We start from the raw sequence: 17,125 nt of genomic DNA on the forward strand, positions 1-17,125 counted from the left end.
GGGATCTGCCCCCGCTCTGGCTTCATCGCGGCGCCACATAGCCTCCCGGCACACCTTCCGGCGAAAGCACCAGCTGCCACAACTGCGCGTGCCGGCAACGGAAGGTCGCCATCGAACCGGCCAGATAGAAGCGCCACATCCGCCGGAAATGCTCGTCATAGCGCGCATCCAGCCGGGGCCACGCCGCTTCCACGTTGCGCCGCCACGCCTGCAGGGTCAGGTCGTAGTCGGTGCCGAAATTGTGCCAGTCCTCCAACACGAACCGCCCCTCGAACGCCCTGCTGATCTGCGCCGCCGAGGGCAGCATCGAGTTGGGAAAGATGTAGCGCGCGATCCACGGATCGGTACGATGCCGCGACACGTTGGTCCCGATGCTGTGCAGCAGCAGCAGGCCACGTGGCGACAGGCAGCGCCGCGCCACCTCGAAGAAACTGCGGTAGTTCTTGTCACCGACGTGCTCGAACATGCCGATCGAGAAGATCGCATCGAAGGGTTCGTCCAGCGCGCGGTAGTCCTGCAGGCGGATCTCGATCGGCAGACCGGCGCACAGCTCGCGCGCGAATTCCGCCTGCTCCTGCGAGATCGTTACACCGACCCCGCTGACTCCATAGCGTTCGGCAGCGAACTTCAGGGCCTCACCCCAACCGCAGCCGATATCCAGCACCCGCTGGCCCGGGCGCAATCCCAGCTTGCGGCAGACCAGGTCCAGCTTGGCTTCCTGCGCAGCGTCCAGGTCATCGGCCTGCCGCCAGTAGCCACAGCTGTACACCAGGCGCCGACCCAGCATCGCCTGGTACAGATCGTTGCCCAGATCGTAGTGGCGACGGCCGACTTCGTAGCTTCCCTGCCCGGCCTGCAGGTTGAACAGGCGCGCCTTCAGCGCGTCGGCCACTTCCCGCCAGCCGTGCACCCGTTCGTCCAGATGCGCCTGCATGAGGTGGACCAGGAATTCGTCCAGGACGTTGGCGTCCCACCAACCATCCATGTAGCTCTCGCCCAGGCCGAGCGAACCGTGCGCCATGACCCGTGCGAAGAACCTCGGATCATGTACCTGGATGTCCTGTGGCCGGGAGCCGCCAATGCGGACCCCGGCTTCGTGGAGCAGGCCGCTGACCCGCTCCTGCAACCCTGTATCCACGCCCCCTCCTCGTCTGCGCTCAACCGCGTGCGAACAGCTCCACGTAATCCTTGGCCACGTGCGGCAACAGCACCGCCGCCGGCACATCGGCGGTCTGCGTTCCATCCGAGTATGGACCCACCTGGTAGGGCGGGAAAACAAAGCGCAGCGCGGTGATCTGCCCCTTGTCGTCGGTCAGCGGCTGGAACTGGCTGAAATTGTCGGGCTGCGGGCCGGTGCCATCGGCGATCATGCGCGATGCATTGCGCAGCGACTCCTGCAGCTCGGCCGGCTCCATGTCCTCGCCGCTGAGGCGTGTCGCCACGCGCTCGCGCAGCTGGTCCGCGACGAAATCGCTGATCGCCTTCCAGCCCTTGCTTTCGGTCACCAGCTTGTCGGCGCTGAGCATCTGCTGTTGCTCCGGCAGCCAGACGAAACGTGCCACCAGGGGTTCGCCGTGGGCGCCGCCGGTGTAACGGCTGCCATCGGCACTCACCACCACCAGCTGCGGCGTCTCCAGCACCTTCTCGAAGCTCAGCGAGAGTTCGTAGGGCATGGTCGGCTTGTCGTTGCCCAGCCCATCGAGCGCCTGCTGCAGCTCGCTGCGGGCCGTGGTGGCGTAGTCCTGGAGCGCACGCGCCAGGCCCGGATAACGGTCGATGCCTGCCGGATAGCTGATGCCCACTACCTCGCGTTCGTTGTTCTCGATCACGTCGCGCAGGTCGAGCGGTGCTTCCGCAGCGGGCGCCTCGCCCGTGGCGGAGGCATCGACCGCCGGCGCCGCGTCGGCCACCGGTGCCGGGGTTTCGGCTTCACGCTGGCAGCCCGCCAGCAACAGCACGCCTGCCACACCGGCCAGCACGCTTCCGCGCAGCAGCCGGTTGTTTCCAATCTTCATCGGGATCCCCTGTTCATGTTCATCCATCATCGCCCGCCCTGGCTTAAGCGTAGCCCGCTGGCGTCATCCCGCCAGAAGGTCGTGATACTCCTCATGCCGCTGCAGGAATGCCTCGGCGTAGGCACACGCCGGCACGACCTTGTACTTCTGCTCCCGCGCGAACCGCAGCGCCACGCGGGTCAACTCGCCGGCGATGCCCCGGCCGGCGATCGGCTCGGGCACCTCGGTGTGGGTGATGACCATGCGTCTGCGCTTGATCTGGTAATCGAGCACCGCCACCTGTCCACGCACACGGGCAGTGAAGCGATGGTTGGCCTGGTCGTGATCGACCTCGTAGGCCAGACCGGGGGGCGTGACCGAAGCCATGGGACTGTCTCCTGCGGCGACTGCGTGGATGGTGCGCAGCCGGGCGCCATGATCGCGTGAAGCCTGAACAGGGGCAAGTCCAGGCCCTCCACGTCAGTTTGCGACCCTAAAGCTGGAGCGCCCGCGGCCGCTATCGCCTGCGGAGGGGTCCGGCCACGCTGGCACGGCCCTTGCGACCGTAGACCGTGCGACTGCCGTGGAGGCCCCCGATGCACCCCAGCGATTCCCATTCCGATACCGACCGCGCCCTGCTGGAGGGCCTGCTCCAGCTCGCCGTGGAAGGCCAGACCGACGAGCAGGCCTTCCAGCGTATCGGCGAGGAAGTCTTCGCCCGCCTGCTGGACACCTACGGCCAGCAGACCCGGGCCTGACCACGAGCGGGGCCCTGCCCCGGGGTCGGATCCAGCGGATCCGACCCCAGGCCCTCAACCGCCGCCCAGGCGGAAGGTCGGGTTGGACAGTTCGCGCAGGAAGTGGGTGAAGATGCTCGGCTGCATGGCCAGCATGAAGATCACGCCGAATGCCGCGCCGGCCAGGTGCGCGCTGTGGTTGATGCGGTCGCCGCCGCGCTTGTCCATCCAGATGCTGTAGCCGACATAGAACGCGGCGTACACGATGGCCGGTGCGGGGATGAAGAACACCAGGATGATCGACCACGGCTTGATCAGGATGAAGGCGAACAGCACCGCCGACACCGCACCCGAAGCCCCCAGGCTGAGGTAGTTCGGATTCTTCTGGTTCTTCAGGTAGCTCGGCAGGATCGAGACCACCAGCGCGCCGATGTAGAACGCCGGATAGGTCAGGTAGCTGCCGGTCAGCTGCACCATCACGCTCTCGATGAATCCCCCGAAGAAGAACAGGGTGATCATGTTGAAGATCAGGTGCGACCAGTCCGCGTGGATGAATCCATAGGTCACCAGCCGGTCGTACTGGCGATGGCGGTCGATGGCCGGTGGCCACAGGATCAGGCGGTCGGCCAGCGCGCGGTGGTTGAACGCCCTCCATGACAGGATGGCGGTGATGGCGATCAACAGCAGATTGACGGGGGTCATGTCAGGCTCAGGCAGCGCGGTAGTTGTCGACCATACGATAGCGTTTCGCGTACCAACCGAAGGCCAACGCCGCGATGAAGGCGAAGCCGGCGAAGAAGAACATCAGGAACGCCGCCTCGCTCAAGCCGGTGCCGGCGATCTGGTGGGTCACCGTTTCGTTGCGTACGGCCGCATTGGACAGCAGCACCCACAGGTTGCCGATGGTGGTGGTCAGGTTCCAGAAGCTCATCACCACCCCCTTCATCGCCTGGGGCGCCTGGCTGTAGGCGAACTCCAGGCCGGTCGCGGACACCAGGACCTCACCGAAGGTCAGCAGCGCGTACGGCAGGATCTGCCAGAAGATCGACATGGCATTGCCGCCATCCATCACCACCTGGATGCTGCCGACGACGATCCAGGCCAGGCCGCTGAAGGCGATGCCGGCGGTCATCCGGCGCAGCGCGGTCGGCTCGAAGCCGAAGCGGCGCAGGGCCGGGTACAGCACCAGGTTGTTGAACGGGATGAGGATCATCACCAGCAGCGGGTTCAGCGCCTGCATCTGCGAGGCGGTGAACCAGCTCGGCATCTGCATCTGCTGTCCCTGCAGCACCCAGGTCGAGGCCTTCTGGTCGAACAGCGAGAAGAACGGCGTGGTCAACGCGAAGATCACCAGCACGCGCAGCACCGAACGCACGCCCTCCACGGCTTCGGCCGGATGGTGCGCGCGGGCGCGGTCCAGCTGCAGCCAGGTGCCGCCACCAACACCGGCCAGAATCGCCACCAGCGCAAGGCACAGGCAGATCACGATGCCCAATGAGCCTACCAGGCCGAACGATGCCGCCGCCAGCACCAGGCCGGCCACGGCGATCGCCAGGCCCGGACGGCCCTGGCCCGCCACCCGCGCGGTCAGCGCCGTGCGCGCCACGTTGGCGAACGAATGCGGGTCCTTCGGCGGCAGCGGCACCAGTACGTAGCGCTTGCGGCCAAGCCAGAACACGAAGGTCGCCACGAACATCAGGATGCCCGGAATGCCGAACGCCCACTGCGGGCCCCAGTTCTTCAGCACCAGCGGAATCAGCAGCGACGCAAACAGCGAGCCGAAGTTGATGATCCAGTAGAAGGCATCGAACACCAGCTTGGCCAGGTGCTTGTTGCTCTGGTCGAACTGGTCACCCATGAACGAGGCCACCAGCGGCTTGATGCCACCGGCACCCAGCGCGATCAGGCCCAGGCCGAGGAAGAAGCCCTGGCGGCTGTTCTCGAACAGCGCCAGGCACAGGTGGCCGGCGCAGTAGACCAGGCTGAACCAGAGGATCGTGTGGTACTTGCCGAAGAACCTGTCGGCCAGCCAGCCGCCCAGCAGCGGGAAGAAGTACACGCCGATCATGAAGCTGTGCATGATGTCCTTGGCTTCACCGGCACGGCCTTCCGCAGTGATTTCCTGCAGCAGCAGCGAGGTGATCAGGAACTGCACCAGGATGTTGCGCATCCCGTAGAAGCTGAACCGTTCGCAGGCCTCATTGCCGATGATGTACGGGATCTGGCGCGGCATCTTTCCCTGGCCGGCGATGGGGGCGACTGCGTCGTGGCTCATCCTGTAAGGCATTCCTGCAAAGCGAAAGCCGCAAGGTTACCGGAACCTGCGGGCTGGAAGCACGCTGCGGGGCTGCATGACAGCGCCGCCGATCCATGGCAGGCGGTACCGGTGCCCTGCCGGAAGTCACGGCACCTGCACGACAAAAGCGTAAACTTATCGTTATGCGCGCCCTCGTCCTCGTCCGCCCCCTGCTCGGCTGCTGCCTGTTGCTGCTTGCATTGCCGGCACCGGCGCGGCCGCAGCAGGCCGCGGACACCGCGACCCTCGACGCGCAGGCCCGGCAGCTGACCGTGGCGGCCCTGGAACTGCCCGGGCGGGACGATGCGCAGTGGAAGCAACGCCGCGAACAGGTGGCGCAGCTGTTGACCGAGCTGCAGCCGGACGTCATCTCGGTGCAGCAGGTACGGCAGCAGCAGGGGCGCAACCCGGCCTGCTGGCTGGCCAATCGGCTGCGCTACAGCTGCGACTTCGTCACGGCCGACCCGCCCAGCCAGCCGCTGCGGCACGGCAATGCGATGCTGACGCGGCTGCCGGTCAGCGAGGATGGCGTGACCCTGCTGCACCCGCCCGGTACGTTCAGCGCGGCGGGCATGATGCGGCTGCGGCTGGGCGAGGCCCTGGTCAATGTCTACGTGACCCGCCTGCGCCCGGAGCCGGATGAAGCGGCGGCCCGCCAGCACCAGACCAGCGATCTCATGGCCTGGATCAGCGCGACCGCAGAAGGCCTGCCCAGTGTGATCGCAGGCGATTTTTCCGCCGGCACGGTGGAACTGGTGCGCGCTACGCCGGGCTTCCAGCCGGCCCGGCGCAGCCCGGGCGGCCGGGCGGAAGCGTCAGCCTCCGGTGCCGGCGGCGCCAGCGGTCACGGTCTGGATGTGCTGTTCCAGGTCAAGCATTTCGGTGGCATCCGCCAGCAGCCCATCCTGCTGCCGGCCGACGGCGAGCTGCCTGGACTGCGCCTGGGGATGATGGCCACCCTGCGCCTGCAGCGCGATACGGCCACCGCGGAATAGGCCCGCCCTCGGCACCCACCTGGTCCCGCCCGACGTCCAGAAGCTGGCAAACAAAAAGGCCGGGGTCTCCCCCGGCCTTCTCATGTCATCCCGTCACCGCCTTCAGGCGATCGCGTCCTGGTAACGGCGCTCGACTTCGTTCCAGTCGATGACGTTGAAGAACGCGCCGATGTATTCCGGACGACGGTTCTGGTACTTCAGGTAGTACGCGTGCTCCCACACGTCCAGACCGAGGATGGGCGTGTTGCCTTCCATCAGCGGGCTGTCCTGGTTGCCGGTGCTTTCCACCACGACCTTCTTGTCGGGGGTGACGCTCAACCATGCCCAGCCGCTGCCGAAGCGGGTCAGCGCCGCCTTGGTGAAGGCGTCCTTGAACTTGTCGAAACCGCCCAGGTCCTTGTCGATGGCCTTGGCCACGTCGCCCACCGGGTTGCCGCCCGCGTTCGGCGCCATCACCGTCCAGAACAGCGAGTGGTTGGCATGGCCACCGCCGTTGTTGCGCACCGGGCCCTGCAGGTTCTCCGGCAGCGACTTCAGCTTCTTCACCAGCTCTTCCACCGGCAGGTCAGCGTACTCGGTGCCTTCCAGCGCCGCGTTGACGTTGTTGATGTAGGTCTGGTGATGCTTGGTGTGATGGATCTCCATCGTCGCCGCGTCGATATGCGGCTCCAGCGCGTCGTAGGCGTAGGACAGCTTGGGCAGGGTATAGGCCATGATGCATCTCCTGATTGCGAGGGCACCCGACGGTGTCGGGTGTAGCGCGGTGAATGATGGGGACAGACCACTAGATTACCAAGGGGGATGTAAAGGAAATTGCGTCCTGCCGGTGAGCATGCCGGCAATTGTTACGCAGCGGTGACGCGGCGGTTCCTCATGCAGCGTGCAGCGCACAGGCGCTACAGTGCATGCACCACCCTCACCCGTTCGTGCCCATGCGCAACCCCCGGCTGCTGATCACTGCCATCGCCCTGCTGCTGCTCGGCCTGGTCGTCAACCACGTCATGCAGCGGCCGCCGGCACCGCAGTTCGCGCCGGACCTGCAGGGCGCCCCGGCCCGGAGTGCCCCGACCCCGGCACACGGCGATGGCGCACGCAGCGGCCTGCCCGCCTTCCTTCCCGCCGAAGCACGCCAGACCATCACCCTGATCCAGCGGGGCGGGCCCTTCCCGCACCGCCAGGATGGCAGCACCTTCGGTAACCGCGAGCAGCGCCTGCCGCAGCGGCCGCGTGGCTACTACCGCGAGTACACGGTCGACACCCCCGGTGCGGGCAACCGGGGGGCACGCCGCATCGTCACGGGCGGCGATCCGGCAGAGGCGTGGTACTACACCGATGACCATTACGGCTCATTCCGCAGCTTCACCGTTCCATCCCCCGGAGACGCTCGATGAGCCACGATGATTTCGGCCTCGGCCTGCACGACATCAACAACGCCGGCGTGTATGCCATCGACAGCGCGGACATCGGCGCGCTTGCCGCGGCCATGCGCGATGCCGGCCTGAAGGTGATCCGCATCGATCTGGAGGGCGTGACCGACAAGCGCACCCTGCTGGCGCGGCTGTCCGCGCAGCTGGACTTCCCGGCCGGCTTCGGCGGCAACTGGGATGCCCTGTCGGACAATCTTCGCGACCTGCAGTGGCTGCCGGCCAGCGGTTATGCGCTGTTCCTGGCGGATGTCGACGCGCTGCGCGCTGGCGCAGCCAAGGATTTCGACACCCTGCTCGACGTGCTGGACGAAGCCAGCCGGGATTGGGTCGGCCGCGACGTGCCGTTCTGGGTGTTCCTGTCACAGAGCGAGTAAAGGGGCGACGCCGACCAAGGCCGGCCGCCCGCAATGGTTCCGGCGAAGAGCCTCTTTGTTGTTCAAGGGGGCGCGCCAACGGCGCGGGGATAAGGAAACATGCGTGGACAATGGGAGCCGCTAGCGGCTCCCATTGTCTTCCTGCAGTTCCTTCTTGAACGGGATATCCGGCGGCGGCCGGGCCACGGCCGGCTGGTCCTGCATGTTCGGGTCGGTCAGGCCGCAGCCGCCACCCGCCTGCAGAATGGAGATGACGCAGGAAATCCGGGTGCTGGTGCCGGGAAGCGGAATCTCCATCGCCTTGACGCCCTTGCGCACCCACTCGGCCAGCAGCGACTCCTGCGGCACCCAGTATTTGTCGAACGAGGTGGGCGTGTAGTCGTAGGGCGGTCGCTTCAGCCATGTCCCCGACTGGGCGATGCGTTCCTTGCTCCAGCCGTCGTTGTCCCCCCCGGGAGCACCACGCTCCGCATTGCCGGGGCCGTCCTGCCCCGGTACACGCACGCTGCCGTCGGCGTTGAACAGGCCGTTGCCCCGGCCCGCGCTGCTCGCCTGCGCGGCGCCGCTGCGGGCGCCATCACGAGTGCGATCCGAGGCCCCCCAGTCGTCGCCCCGGGCCGGCGTAGCCCAGTTGCCCGGGGTCGGCGTCGGGCGGGCACCGGCCTGTGCCGGTGTCGTGGCGACGGCTGATGGGCGCGCCGCGGGACTGCTCACCGCAGCCACGCTGCCCTGGGCTGCGGGGGTGGAGGTTGCGGCACTGCCACTGGAAGGCGCAGGCGAAGCGACCGGTGCAGACGCCACCTCACGTTCGCGCACCTGCACGTCGCGGCCCGCGGGCGCCCGTACTGCAGGCTCACGGCCTGCGATCGGCGCCATCCGTACCTGCGGATCGACAACCGCCTGCACTTCGCGTTCGCGCACCTGCACATCCTGCTGCGGAACGCGGATCGGTACTTCCGCTGCGCGCACCGCCGGAGCCACAACGGGTGTCTCCACGATGGCCACCTCACGTTCCTGCACCTGCGGCTGGCGGATCTGCGGCACCCTCACCTGCACATCCGGTGTGCGCAGCGCTTGCGGTGTGGGCGGCGCCTCCAGCGGCTGCACGCTGCGCTCGCGTACGCTGGGCGTTGTGTCGCGCGGCACGATGCTCACTTCGGTGCGCGGCACGCTGACCGGCGGCACCACGAAATCGGTCGTGGCCTGCGCCACGTCGGTCGCCTGGACCGGCGAAGGCGGCGGCGTGGCCGGTGGGGCCGGCTCGGTCGGCATGGCTTGCGGAGGCGTACTGGCGGCAGCGGGGGCCGCAGCAGGGGATGGCTGCGGGCGCGCCGCGACCGGTCGCGGCTGCGGCGCAGTTGCCGATCCTGCCGCGTCTCCTGCAGCCGTGCGGCCGGCTGCAGCTGCTGCAGCCGATTCGGCGCCGGGCTGGTCGCCTCCGCCCTCCTGGCTGGCGCGGCCGACAAACTCGATCTGCACGCGCTCACCGTCGGATCCCTGCTCGGCGGGCACCGAGGTGCGGATCACCGCCACCCACAGCAGCAGCAGGAAGAACAGCAGGTGCAGCAATGCACTGGCGACGGCCGACGTCCAGCGCATCCAGCGCTGGTCACGCGGCGCCGGCTCCCAGTCCTGCCACAACAGGCGCCGCAGCGCCTGCCAGCGGGGCAGCGCCGGCAGCGTCCCGGGGCGTCCCGGCAGAGGCCTGGGCAGCAGCACCGCGATCACCTCGCGGGCATGGAACGGGCGTGGCAACGGGCTCAGCGAGCGCAGCCACAGCGCCCAGCCATAAGGCAGGCGCGTGTTCTTCTCCAGGATGATCGGTTGCTGCTGGCGCGCCAGCAGCAGGTCGATGAGTTGCTCGGCTCTGGGCAGAGGCACGCGTCGGCGATCAGGCGGCGTTGCCGCGCGGGATGTACGGTGCGTGGCCGCTGTCGTGGTCGGTCGCGTCGCGCACTGCGGTCACGCCGGGCACCCGGCCCATCAAGGTCTTTTCGATGCCCTGCTTGAGGGTCACATCGGCCATGCCACAGCCCTGGCAGCCACCACCGAAACGCAGCAGCACCACGCCCTCGGCCGAGACTTCCTGCACTGCGACCTTGCCGCCATGGGAGGCGAGCTGTGGATTGATTTCATTCTCCACCACCCAGTGCACACGCTCGACCAGCGAAGCGGCCTCCCCGGGCGCTTCGCCCTTGATGCGCGGCGCCTTGATGGTCAACTGCTGGGCACCTGCCGCGCCAGCCACGATGTCGATCTCCGCGCCATCGAGCCAGCCGACGCTGCCGGCGTCGACATACAGGGTGAACCCGTCGCAGTCCACGGCCCACTCGTCGCCGTGCAGGTCCGAGGGTTCGGCGAATTCCAACCGCGCATCGGCACGCGGAGTGCCGGGATCGACCGCGCTCAGGCGTACGCCCATGCCGGGCGCGCCCTCGCGTTCGATCAGCTTGCGGAAATGGGTCTGGGCAGTGTCGGAGATCTGGATCATCAGGCTATTCTAGCCAAGTAAGTGTCAACCGCTCATTCGGTTTATACACCGTCCGGCGCATTGTTCAGTCAACACGAGGTGGAGATTCCCATGGCCGACCTGATTCCACTGGCCCAGGCCCGTTGCGTGCCGCGCAAAGGCAGCGACCACAAGCTGGGCGAGGCCCGCCTGGCCGAGCTGCTGCCGCAGATTCCCGGCTGGGAACTGGCCGAGGGCGGCCAGGCGCTGCTGCGCACCTTCCGCTTCAAGGACTACTACGCCACCATGGCCTTTGTGAATGCACTGGCCTGGATCGCCCACCACGAGGATCACCACCCGGACCTGGGCGTGCACTACGACCGCGCCGTGGTGCGCTATTCGACCCACGACGTCGGCGGCCTGAGCGAGAACGACTTCATCTGCGCGGCCAAGACATCGGCCCTCACGGAGCAACTGCCATGAATGTGCGAGTGCTGAGCCTGTCCCTGATCGCTGTGACCGGCCTCGCCGGCTGTGGCGCCTCCGAGCCGTCGCCGCCCGTGCCGCCGCCGACCGAGGTGGCTGCGGTGAAGACGCCGCCACCGCAGTACCCGCTCGAGCTGGCCTGTACCGGTACAGGCGGCACCAGCACCTTCAAGGTGACCATCGGCACCGACGGCAAGCCCAGCGAAGTGACCCTGCTGAGCGGCGCGGGCAACCCGCAGCTGGATGAGCTGGCCAGGAATGCCGTGCAGGGCTGGCAGTTCAAGGCCGCCACCCGCAATGGCCAGGCCGTGCCCGCCACCATCCAGGTGCCGGTCAGCTTCAACCCGCCGCAGCCGAAGCCGGACCAGTGTTTCGCGGTGGAAGAGCGCCTGCGCCGCGGCGGCTGACCGCGCACCATGACGAGGCCAGCCGACGCCCGCCTCGCCCTTGCCGCCCCGGCAGTGCCCGGGGCGGTTGTCTGTTGACCAGGACCGCGTCGGTACATGCTGCAGATCCCCCCCGAAAACATCTGGATCGCGCTGGCGGTCACCCTCGCGGCCGGCCTGGCGACCGCCATCGGCAGCCTGCTGGTGCTGTTCTCGCGCCGCCCCAATCCGCGCCTGCTGGCGTTCGGCCTGGCCTTCGCCGGCGGCGCGATGGTCTACGTGTCGCTGTCGGAGATCCTCAACAAGTCCATCGCGTCGTTCGCCCTGGCCTATGGCGAGCGCACCGGCTTCACCTACGGCACGCTGGCGTTCCTGGCCGGTGTGATCGTGATCGTGCTGATCGATCACTTCATTCCCAATCCGCACGACAGCCTGGACAAGCAGGACCCTGCGTTCCGCGAGAACAGCCGCGAGTACCTGAAGCGGGTCGCGCTGCTGACCTCGGTGGCGATCACCGCACACAATTTCCCGGAAGGGCTGGCGACCTTCTTCGCTACGCTGGAAAGCCCGTCGGTGGGCATGCCGCTGGCCTTCGCCATCGCCATCCACAACATTCCCGAGGGCATCGCAATCGCGGTCCCGGTGTACTTCGCCACCCAGAACAAGCTCTATGCGTTCGGCGCCAGCCTGCTGTCGGGCCTGGCCGAGCCGGTGGGGGCCATGCTGGGCTACTGGCTGCTATCCGGATCGCTGTCGCACGCCACGTTCGGCTGGGTGTTCGGCCTGATCGCCGGCGTGATGGTGTTCCTGGCCTTGGATGAACTGCTGCCGGCGGCCAAGCGCTACGCCAAGGGTCACGAAACGGTGTACGGCCTGGTTGCAGGCATGGGAACGCTGGCGGTCAGCCTGGTGCTGTTCAAGTGGTGAGCGGGTTGCGACCAACGGGCTGAGCCCCCTCGCGGCTGGCGGAGCGAGATCCCGGGGTTGGACTAGGCTCTGACAGACTATAGGCGCGCGCCAGCCGCGCGATGAAAGAATGAAAAAGCGAAGCCCGCGCTGCGCGCGTCAGTCGAGCGTGGCTCGACTCTACAAGGGCTGCGTGCGGGTATGGGTCTACGCTGCGGCTGTCAGGTCCGCCTTGTAGCGAGCCGAGGAGCGCAGGGCACCGGCGCGCAGCGCCGGCGCGGATGGCGGCGTGTTTCTTTGGCTACTTTCTTTGCACGAGCAAAGTAAAGTGACAAGCCCACTCATCGCAGGGAAGCGACGGTGCCGACCAAGCGCCCGGCGCCGCCGAACCGCCGTCAGCGCAGGCGGTCCAGCGCCTCGACCAACTCATCCGCCAGCGGAGCGTTCAGCACGTAGGGGGTCTTGCCGTCGTCCAGCGCGAACTCCAGCGAGGCCGCGTGCAGGAACAACCGCTTCAGGCCGATCTGCTCACGAAGCCGCTTGTTCACCGCAGGATCGCCGTACTTGTCGTCACCGGCCACCGCATGCCCCAGATGCTGGGCGTGCACCCGGATCTGATGGGTCCGGCCGGTCTCGATGCGCACCTCGCAATAGGAATGGCCCCCACGCCGCTCCAGCACGCGGAAATGACTGATCGATTCCTTGCCGATCGCATTGACCTGGACATGTCGCTCACCGCCCTGGCGCAGGCCCACGTGCAGCGGCGCGTCCACCGTCATCACCCCGTCGGGCATGCGTCCGGTCAGCAGGGTCAGGTAACGCTTGCGGATGCCGGCGCCATGGTCTTCACGCAGCAGCGCCTGCAGCTCGCTCAGCGCCGAGCGCTTCTTGGCCACCACCAGCAGGCCCGACGTATCGCGGTCGAGACGGTGGACCAGTTCCAGCGTCTGGCCCGGGCGCAGTACGCGCAGGGTCTCGATGGCGCCGAAGCTGATCCCGCTGCCGCCATGACTGGCCACGCCCGAGGGTTTGTTCAGCGCCAGCAGCCGTGCGTCCTCGAAGACGATGGCCTGTTCCAGACGGCGCATGAACGACTCGGGAGGACCAGCCTTGTCTCCCTCCTCGGTGAGACGGACCGGCGGCACTCGCACCTCGTCGCCCGCCTCCAGCTTGCGCTCGGCCTTGGCGCGGCCGCCATTGACCCGCACCTGCCCGCTGCGCACCAGCTTGTAGACCAGGCTGCGCGGGGCCCCTTTCAGCTGGCCGAGCAGGAAATTATCCAGGCGCTGGCCGGCGCGGTCGGCGGGAACGGTGATCATGCGCACGGATGGCTTGTCGCCAGCTGGCTTGGTGGGGTCTTGGGCGGTCATCAGGCTGTTTATTCTGTTACACTCGGGGGGCGAGATAAGGGATTGATTTCGTTGGAAGTTACTCAGGGCCAGAAGCCCAGCTTCCGACGAATCCGGCACAGTGCGCGACCACCGCCCGCGGGGCGGCCATGTTAGCGGCTCACCGGCCTTCCCGGCCATCGCCGGATGCCTGACACGCAACCGTGCTGAACATGTCCCGCGTGGCGCTCCAGCCTGGCTGACAGCTGCCTGCGGCCCTGCAACACCCCAAAAACCATATGAGTGAAGCGCTCCCGCGGCCTGCCGTGGTGTCGTAGCGCTGGAAACCCAAGCCCCCCTCCCCGCGCTTGCGCGAATGGGGGGCGAGCCGTATCCAGAGGCGAAACCCCATGGCGTTCCGCGCGGTAGCCGCTTGCGAGGAACGCAACAATGAAGCGAATGCTGATCAACGCCACGCAGGCTGAAGAGCTGCGTGTTGCCATCGTGGATGGCCAGTCGTTGTATGACATCGACATCGAGCAGCCGTCGAAGGAACAGAAGAAGTCCAACATCTACAAGGGCCGGATCTTCCGCATCGAGCCCTCGCTGGAAGCCGCCTTCGTCGAATATGGCGGTGGCCGCCATGGCTTCCTGCCGCTGAAGGAAATCTCCCGCGACTACTTCCAGGCCGGTGTCGACCACAACAAGGCCGGCATCCGCGAGCTGCTCAAGGAAGGCCAGGAAGTGGTGGTCCAGGTCGACAAGGAAGAGCGTGGCAACAAGGGCGCCGCCCTGACCACGTTCATCTCCCTGGCCGGCCGCTACATGGTGCTGATGCCGAACTCGCCAAGTGCCGGCGGCGTCTCGCGCCGCATCGAGGGCGAAGACCGGGCTGCCCTGAAGGACGCACTGGACAAGCTGAACATTCCCGACGACATGGGCGTGATCATCCGTACCGCCGGCGTCGGCCGCGATGCGGAAGAGCTGCAGTGGGATCTGGACTACCTGCTCAGCGTCTGGCGGGCGATCGCCGAGGCGGCGCTGAGCAAGCCGGCCCCGTTCCTGATCTACCAGGAATCGCGCCTGATCGTGCGCGCCCTGCGTGACTACCTGCGCGCCGACATCGGCGAGATCCTGGTGGACACCGAGGAGATGTACGAGCACGCCAGGGAGTTCATGCAGCAGGTGATGCCGCAGACCCTGCGCAAGCTCAAGCATTACAAGGACGACATCCCGCTGTTCAACCGCTTCCAGATCGAATCGCAGATCGAAGGCGCCTACGAGCGCAACGTGCGCCTGCCTTCGGGCGGCTCGATCGTGGTCGACCAGACCGAAGCACTGACCGCCGTCGACGTGAACTCCTCGCGCGCGACCAAGGGCAGCGACATCGAGGACACCGCCTTCCAGACCAATCTGGAAGCGGCCGAGGAAGTGGCCCGCCAGCTGCGCCTGCGCGATCTGGGCGGCCTGGTGGTGATCGACTTCATCGACATGTCCTCCAACAAGCATCAGCGCGAGGTCGAGAACCGCCTGGCCAACGCGCTGAAGTACGACCGCGCACGCGTTCAGGTCGGCCGCATCTCGCGCTTCGGCCTGCTGGAAATGAGCCGCCAGCGCCTGCGCCCGAGCCTGGGCGAATCGAGCCAGATCGTCTGCCCGCGCTGTGATGGCCACGGCCGCATGCGCAGCGTCGAGTCGCTGTCGCTGTCGATCATCCGCGTGGCCGAAGAGCACGCGATGAAGGAGAACACCGGGCAGGTGCTGGTGCAGGCGCCGGTGGAGATCGCCAATTACCTGCTGAACGAGAAGCGCAGCGCGCTGCGCGAAATCGAACAGCGCCATGAAGCGCCGATCGTGATCGTCGCCGACGAGCAGCTGCATACCCCGCACTACACGGTCACCCGCCTGCGTGAGAACGAACTGGGCGAGGAAAGCAGCCGTCCGAGCTACCAGCGTGGCACTCCGCGCAAGCTGCCTGTGCACGCCCTCACCAAGGGCCAGCTGAACATCCCGCCGCCGGTGGTGACCCAGGTCAAGCACACCTCCCCCGCCCCGGTGCGTGAGGAAGTGGAGCCGGCTGCAGCGGCACCCGCGCCGGTGGTGGCCGCGCCCGCTGCCCCGTCGACCGGCGGTGGCGTGATCGGTTGGATCAAGCGCGTGTTCGGTGGCGAACCGGCACCCGCCCCCGCACCGCCGGCCGCCCGCCAGCCGCAGCAGGACGGTGGCCGCAGGGAGCGCAACAAGGACCGCAACAAGGACCGCAAGGACCGTCGCGACGACAATCGCGGCAACGGCAATGCGCAGCAGCAGAAGGAGGGCGGCAACCGCAAGGATCGCGGCGAACAGCGCAAGGACGGCCGTCAGGGTGGCAATGGCAACACGAACGGCAACGGCCAGCCGCAGGGCAAGCAGAAGGACGGCCAGCAGCCGCAGCAGCAGAACAAGCCGCGCAACGAGCCGCAGGGCCAGAACCCGCAGCAGCAGCCGAAGCTCAAGCAGCCGAAGCAGCCGCGTCCGCAGCAGGACGGCGACAAGCCGGCCGAGAAGCCGCAGCGTGGTGCCGCAGAAGCCCAGACCGACACGGCGACGGCATCCGCTGCGGTGGCGGCCAGTGCCATCACCGCTGCTGCGGTGACCGCGCGGGAGGCTACGGCGCCGGTCGCGCCGGTGGTCGCACAGCCGCCGGTCGAAACCGCGGCGCCGGCCGAAGTCGCGCCTGTCACCGCCGTTGAAGGTGACGCCGCTGCCGTGACGGGCGAAGAGGCACCTGCCGACACCACGGGCGAGCAGGCCGGCGAAGGCGCGACCCGCCGTCGTCGTGGTCGTCGTGGTGGCCGCCGCCGCCGCCGTGGTGGCGCCGAGAATGCGGCCGGCACCGATCCGCTGGGCGAAGACCAGGATGACGGTGACGAAGGCGATGACGCCGACAGCACCGACAGCGCCGAGCCGCGTGTCGACCACGCTGCCGGGTCAGCACCGGTTGCAGCCACCCAGCCCGCCCGCTCGCAGCCGGAGTTCGACTTCGATGACGACGCCGAGCCGTCCATCGTCGAAGGCGAGAAGCCGGCCCGCGTTGCGGCCGCTGTCGCCGCCGCACCGGCCGCCGTGGTCAGCAGCACCGTGGTTGAAGCCGCCGCGCCGGTGACCGCCGCGCCTCCGGCACCGGTCGAGACCGCTGCCAAGGCAGAACCGGCGCCATCGCCGGTGCAGACCAGCATGCTCGACGCCATCGACGCCGCGACACCCGCACAGCCCGTGGCGGCGGCAACCCCGTCGGCGGACGCCGCACCGGTGATCGAAGCAACGCCGGTAGTGGCCGAAGCGGCCCCTGTGGTGGACGTGAAGCCGGTCGTGGTCGAGCCTGCACCCGTCGTGGAGTCGAAGCCGGAGGCTGTTGAAGCAGCGCCCGTGCCTGAAACCGCACCGGTGGCTGTTGAGGCGGCCCCGGTGGTTCAAGTGAAGCCGGTCGTCGAGCCTGTCGTGGTTGCCGAAGCCCCGGTCGCACCGGTGGCCGTGGAAGCCCCGCCGGTGGACGCCCCTGCGCCGGTCGCCGATGCCGTCGTGACGCCGCCCCTCGACCCGGTCGCGGATGGCCATGCCGATGCTGCCGCCCAGGCGGCCGAAGCCAAGGCTGACGAAGAGGACGACGAGGCCGCCAAGCGCACGCCGCCGGCCAACTGACCGCTCGTTGATCGGGTGACAGCAGAACGGCGGGGATCGATGATCCCCGCCGTTTCTGTTTGTGCA

Annotated in this window: 17 protein-coding genes; 8 read left to right on the top strand and 9 right to left on the bottom strand. The window is 67.7% G+C overall.

Annotated features, from left to right (window positions below):
* Positions 1-22: 22 nt before the first annotated feature.
* The 3 genes from cfa to AC5P5M_RS01330 are packed head-to-tail and all read right to left on the bottom strand — an operon-like array spanning position 23 to position 2,381.
* A complete protein-coding gene (gene cfa / locus AC5P5M_RS01320) occupies positions 23-1,138 on the bottom strand; it encodes a cyclopropane fatty acyl phospholipid synthase (protein WP_065175474.1) in 1,116 nt (371 codons plus the stop codon).
* 19 nt (positions 1,139-1,157) lie between these two features.
* Positions 1,158-2,042: a DUF3298 and DUF4163 domain-containing protein gene (locus AC5P5M_RS01325; RefSeq protein ID WP_495205491.1), complete on the bottom strand. Its 885-nt coding sequence runs from the start codon at positions 2,040-2,042 to the stop codon at positions 1,158-1,160.
* A 36-nt stretch (positions 2,043-2,078) separates the two neighbouring features.
* The gene (locus AC5P5M_RS01330; RefSeq protein ID WP_053516908.1) at positions 2,079-2,381 is read right to left on the bottom strand and encodes a GNAT family N-acetyltransferase; all 303 of its coding nucleotides are present in this window, start codon (positions 2,379-2,381) and stop codon (positions 2,079-2,081) included.
* 209 nt (positions 2,382-2,590) lie between these two features.
* Here AC5P5M_RS01330 and AC5P5M_RS01335 point away from each other — a divergent pair, with 209 nt between their 5' ends.
* A complete protein-coding gene (locus tag AC5P5M_RS01335; RefSeq protein ID WP_164972342.1) occupies positions 2,591-2,752 on the top strand; it encodes a hypothetical protein in 162 nt (53 codons plus the stop codon).
* A gap of 54 nt (positions 2,753-2,806) precedes the next feature.
* Here AC5P5M_RS01335 and AC5P5M_RS01340 read toward each other — a convergent pair whose 3' ends face one another.
* Positions 2,807-3,433, bottom strand: coding sequence for a rhomboid family intramembrane serine protease (locus tag AC5P5M_RS01340; protein WP_053516907.1), 627 nt, complete (start codon positions 3,431-3,433; stop codon positions 2,807-2,809).
* 7 nt (positions 3,434-3,440) lie between these two features.
* Positions 3,441-5,006: a POT-type proton-dependent oligopeptide transporter gene (locus tag AC5P5M_RS01345; RefSeq protein ID WP_495205492.1), complete on the bottom strand. Its 1,566-nt coding sequence runs from the start codon at positions 5,004-5,006 to the stop codon at positions 3,441-3,443.
* Between the two features lie 164 nt (positions 5,007-5,170).
* On the opposite strand from AC5P5M_RS01345, the gene AC5P5M_RS01350 reads away from it, so the two are divergent.
* On the top strand, positions 5,171-6,022 hold the full coding sequence (locus AC5P5M_RS01350) for an endonuclease/exonuclease/phosphatase family protein (RefSeq protein ID WP_495205493.1): 852 nt from the start codon (positions 5,171-5,173) through the stop codon (positions 6,020-6,022).
* A gap of 102 nt (positions 6,023-6,124) precedes the next feature.
* Here AC5P5M_RS01350 and AC5P5M_RS01355 read toward each other — a convergent pair whose 3' ends face one another.
* Positions 6,125-6,736, bottom strand: coding sequence for a superoxide dismutase (locus AC5P5M_RS01355; RefSeq protein WP_049458515.1), 612 nt, complete (start codon positions 6,734-6,736; stop codon positions 6,125-6,127).
* Between the two features lie 218 nt (positions 6,737-6,954).
* Between AC5P5M_RS01355 and AC5P5M_RS01360 the strand changes: the two genes are divergently transcribed.
* On the top strand, positions 6,955-7,413 hold the full coding sequence (locus AC5P5M_RS01360) for a guanyl-specific ribonuclease (protein ID WP_053516903.1): 459 nt from the start codon (positions 6,955-6,957) through the stop codon (positions 7,411-7,413).
* Positions 7,410-7,823 (top strand): barstar family protein, encoded by a 414-nt coding sequence (locus tag AC5P5M_RS01365; protein ID WP_065175478.1) that lies wholly within the window; start codon positions 7,410-7,412, stop codon positions 7,821-7,823. Before AC5P5M_RS01360 ends, AC5P5M_RS01365 begins: the two co-directional genes overlap by 4 nt.
* Before the next feature lie 120 nt (positions 7,824-7,943).
* On the opposite strand, the gene AC5P5M_RS01370 is transcribed toward AC5P5M_RS01365, so the two are convergent.
* Complete coding sequence (locus AC5P5M_RS01370) at positions 7,944-9,704, bottom strand: hypothetical protein (protein WP_495205494.1); 1,761 nt, start codon at positions 9,702-9,704, stop codon at positions 7,944-7,946.
* 10 nt (positions 9,705-9,714) lie between these two features.
* A complete protein-coding gene (locus AC5P5M_RS01375; RefSeq protein WP_065175480.1) occupies positions 9,715-10,314 on the bottom strand; it encodes an NfuA family Fe-S biogenesis protein in 600 nt (199 codons plus the stop codon).
* Positions 10,315-10,404: 90 nt separating this feature from the next.
* On the opposite strand from AC5P5M_RS01375, the gene AC5P5M_RS01380 reads away from it, so the two are divergent.
* From AC5P5M_RS01380 to zupT, 3 genes are all read left to right on the top strand, one after another.
* Positions 10,405-10,755: a 4a-hydroxytetrahydrobiopterin dehydratase gene (locus AC5P5M_RS01380; protein WP_053516899.1), complete on the top strand. Its 351-nt coding sequence runs from the start codon at positions 10,405-10,407 to the stop codon at positions 10,753-10,755.
* Positions 10,752-11,165 (top strand): energy transducer TonB, encoded by a 414-nt coding sequence (locus tag AC5P5M_RS01385; RefSeq protein WP_053516898.1) that lies wholly within the window; start codon positions 10,752-10,754, stop codon positions 11,163-11,165. The genes AC5P5M_RS01380 and AC5P5M_RS01385 overlap by 4 nt, the downstream gene beginning before the upstream one ends.
* Positions 11,166-11,261: 96 nt before the next feature.
* A complete protein-coding gene (gene zupT, locus AC5P5M_RS01390) occupies positions 11,262-12,071 on the top strand; it encodes a zinc transporter ZupT (RefSeq protein ID WP_111186415.1) in 810 nt (269 codons plus the stop codon).
* Positions 12,072-12,445: 374 nt separating this feature from the next.
* Here zupT and AC5P5M_RS01395 read toward each other — a convergent pair whose 3' ends face one another.
* Positions 12,446-13,420 carry an RluA family pseudouridine synthase gene (locus AC5P5M_RS01395; RefSeq protein ID WP_495205495.1) on the bottom strand — a complete coding sequence of 325 codons (975 nt, stop codon included), beginning with the start codon at positions 13,418-13,420 and terminating at the stop codon, positions 12,446-12,448.
* Positions 13,421-13,828: 408 nt separating this feature from the next.
* Here AC5P5M_RS01395 and rne point away from each other — a divergent pair, with 408 nt between their 5' ends.
* Entirely contained in the window at positions 13,829-17,059 is a 3,231-nt protein-coding gene (gene rne, locus AC5P5M_RS01400; protein WP_495205496.1) for a ribonuclease E, read from the top strand.
* Positions 17,060-17,125: the final 66 nt, after the last annotated feature.

It is taken from the genome of Stenotrophomonas sp. YJH_SMC_106-19, assembly GCF_059368375.1.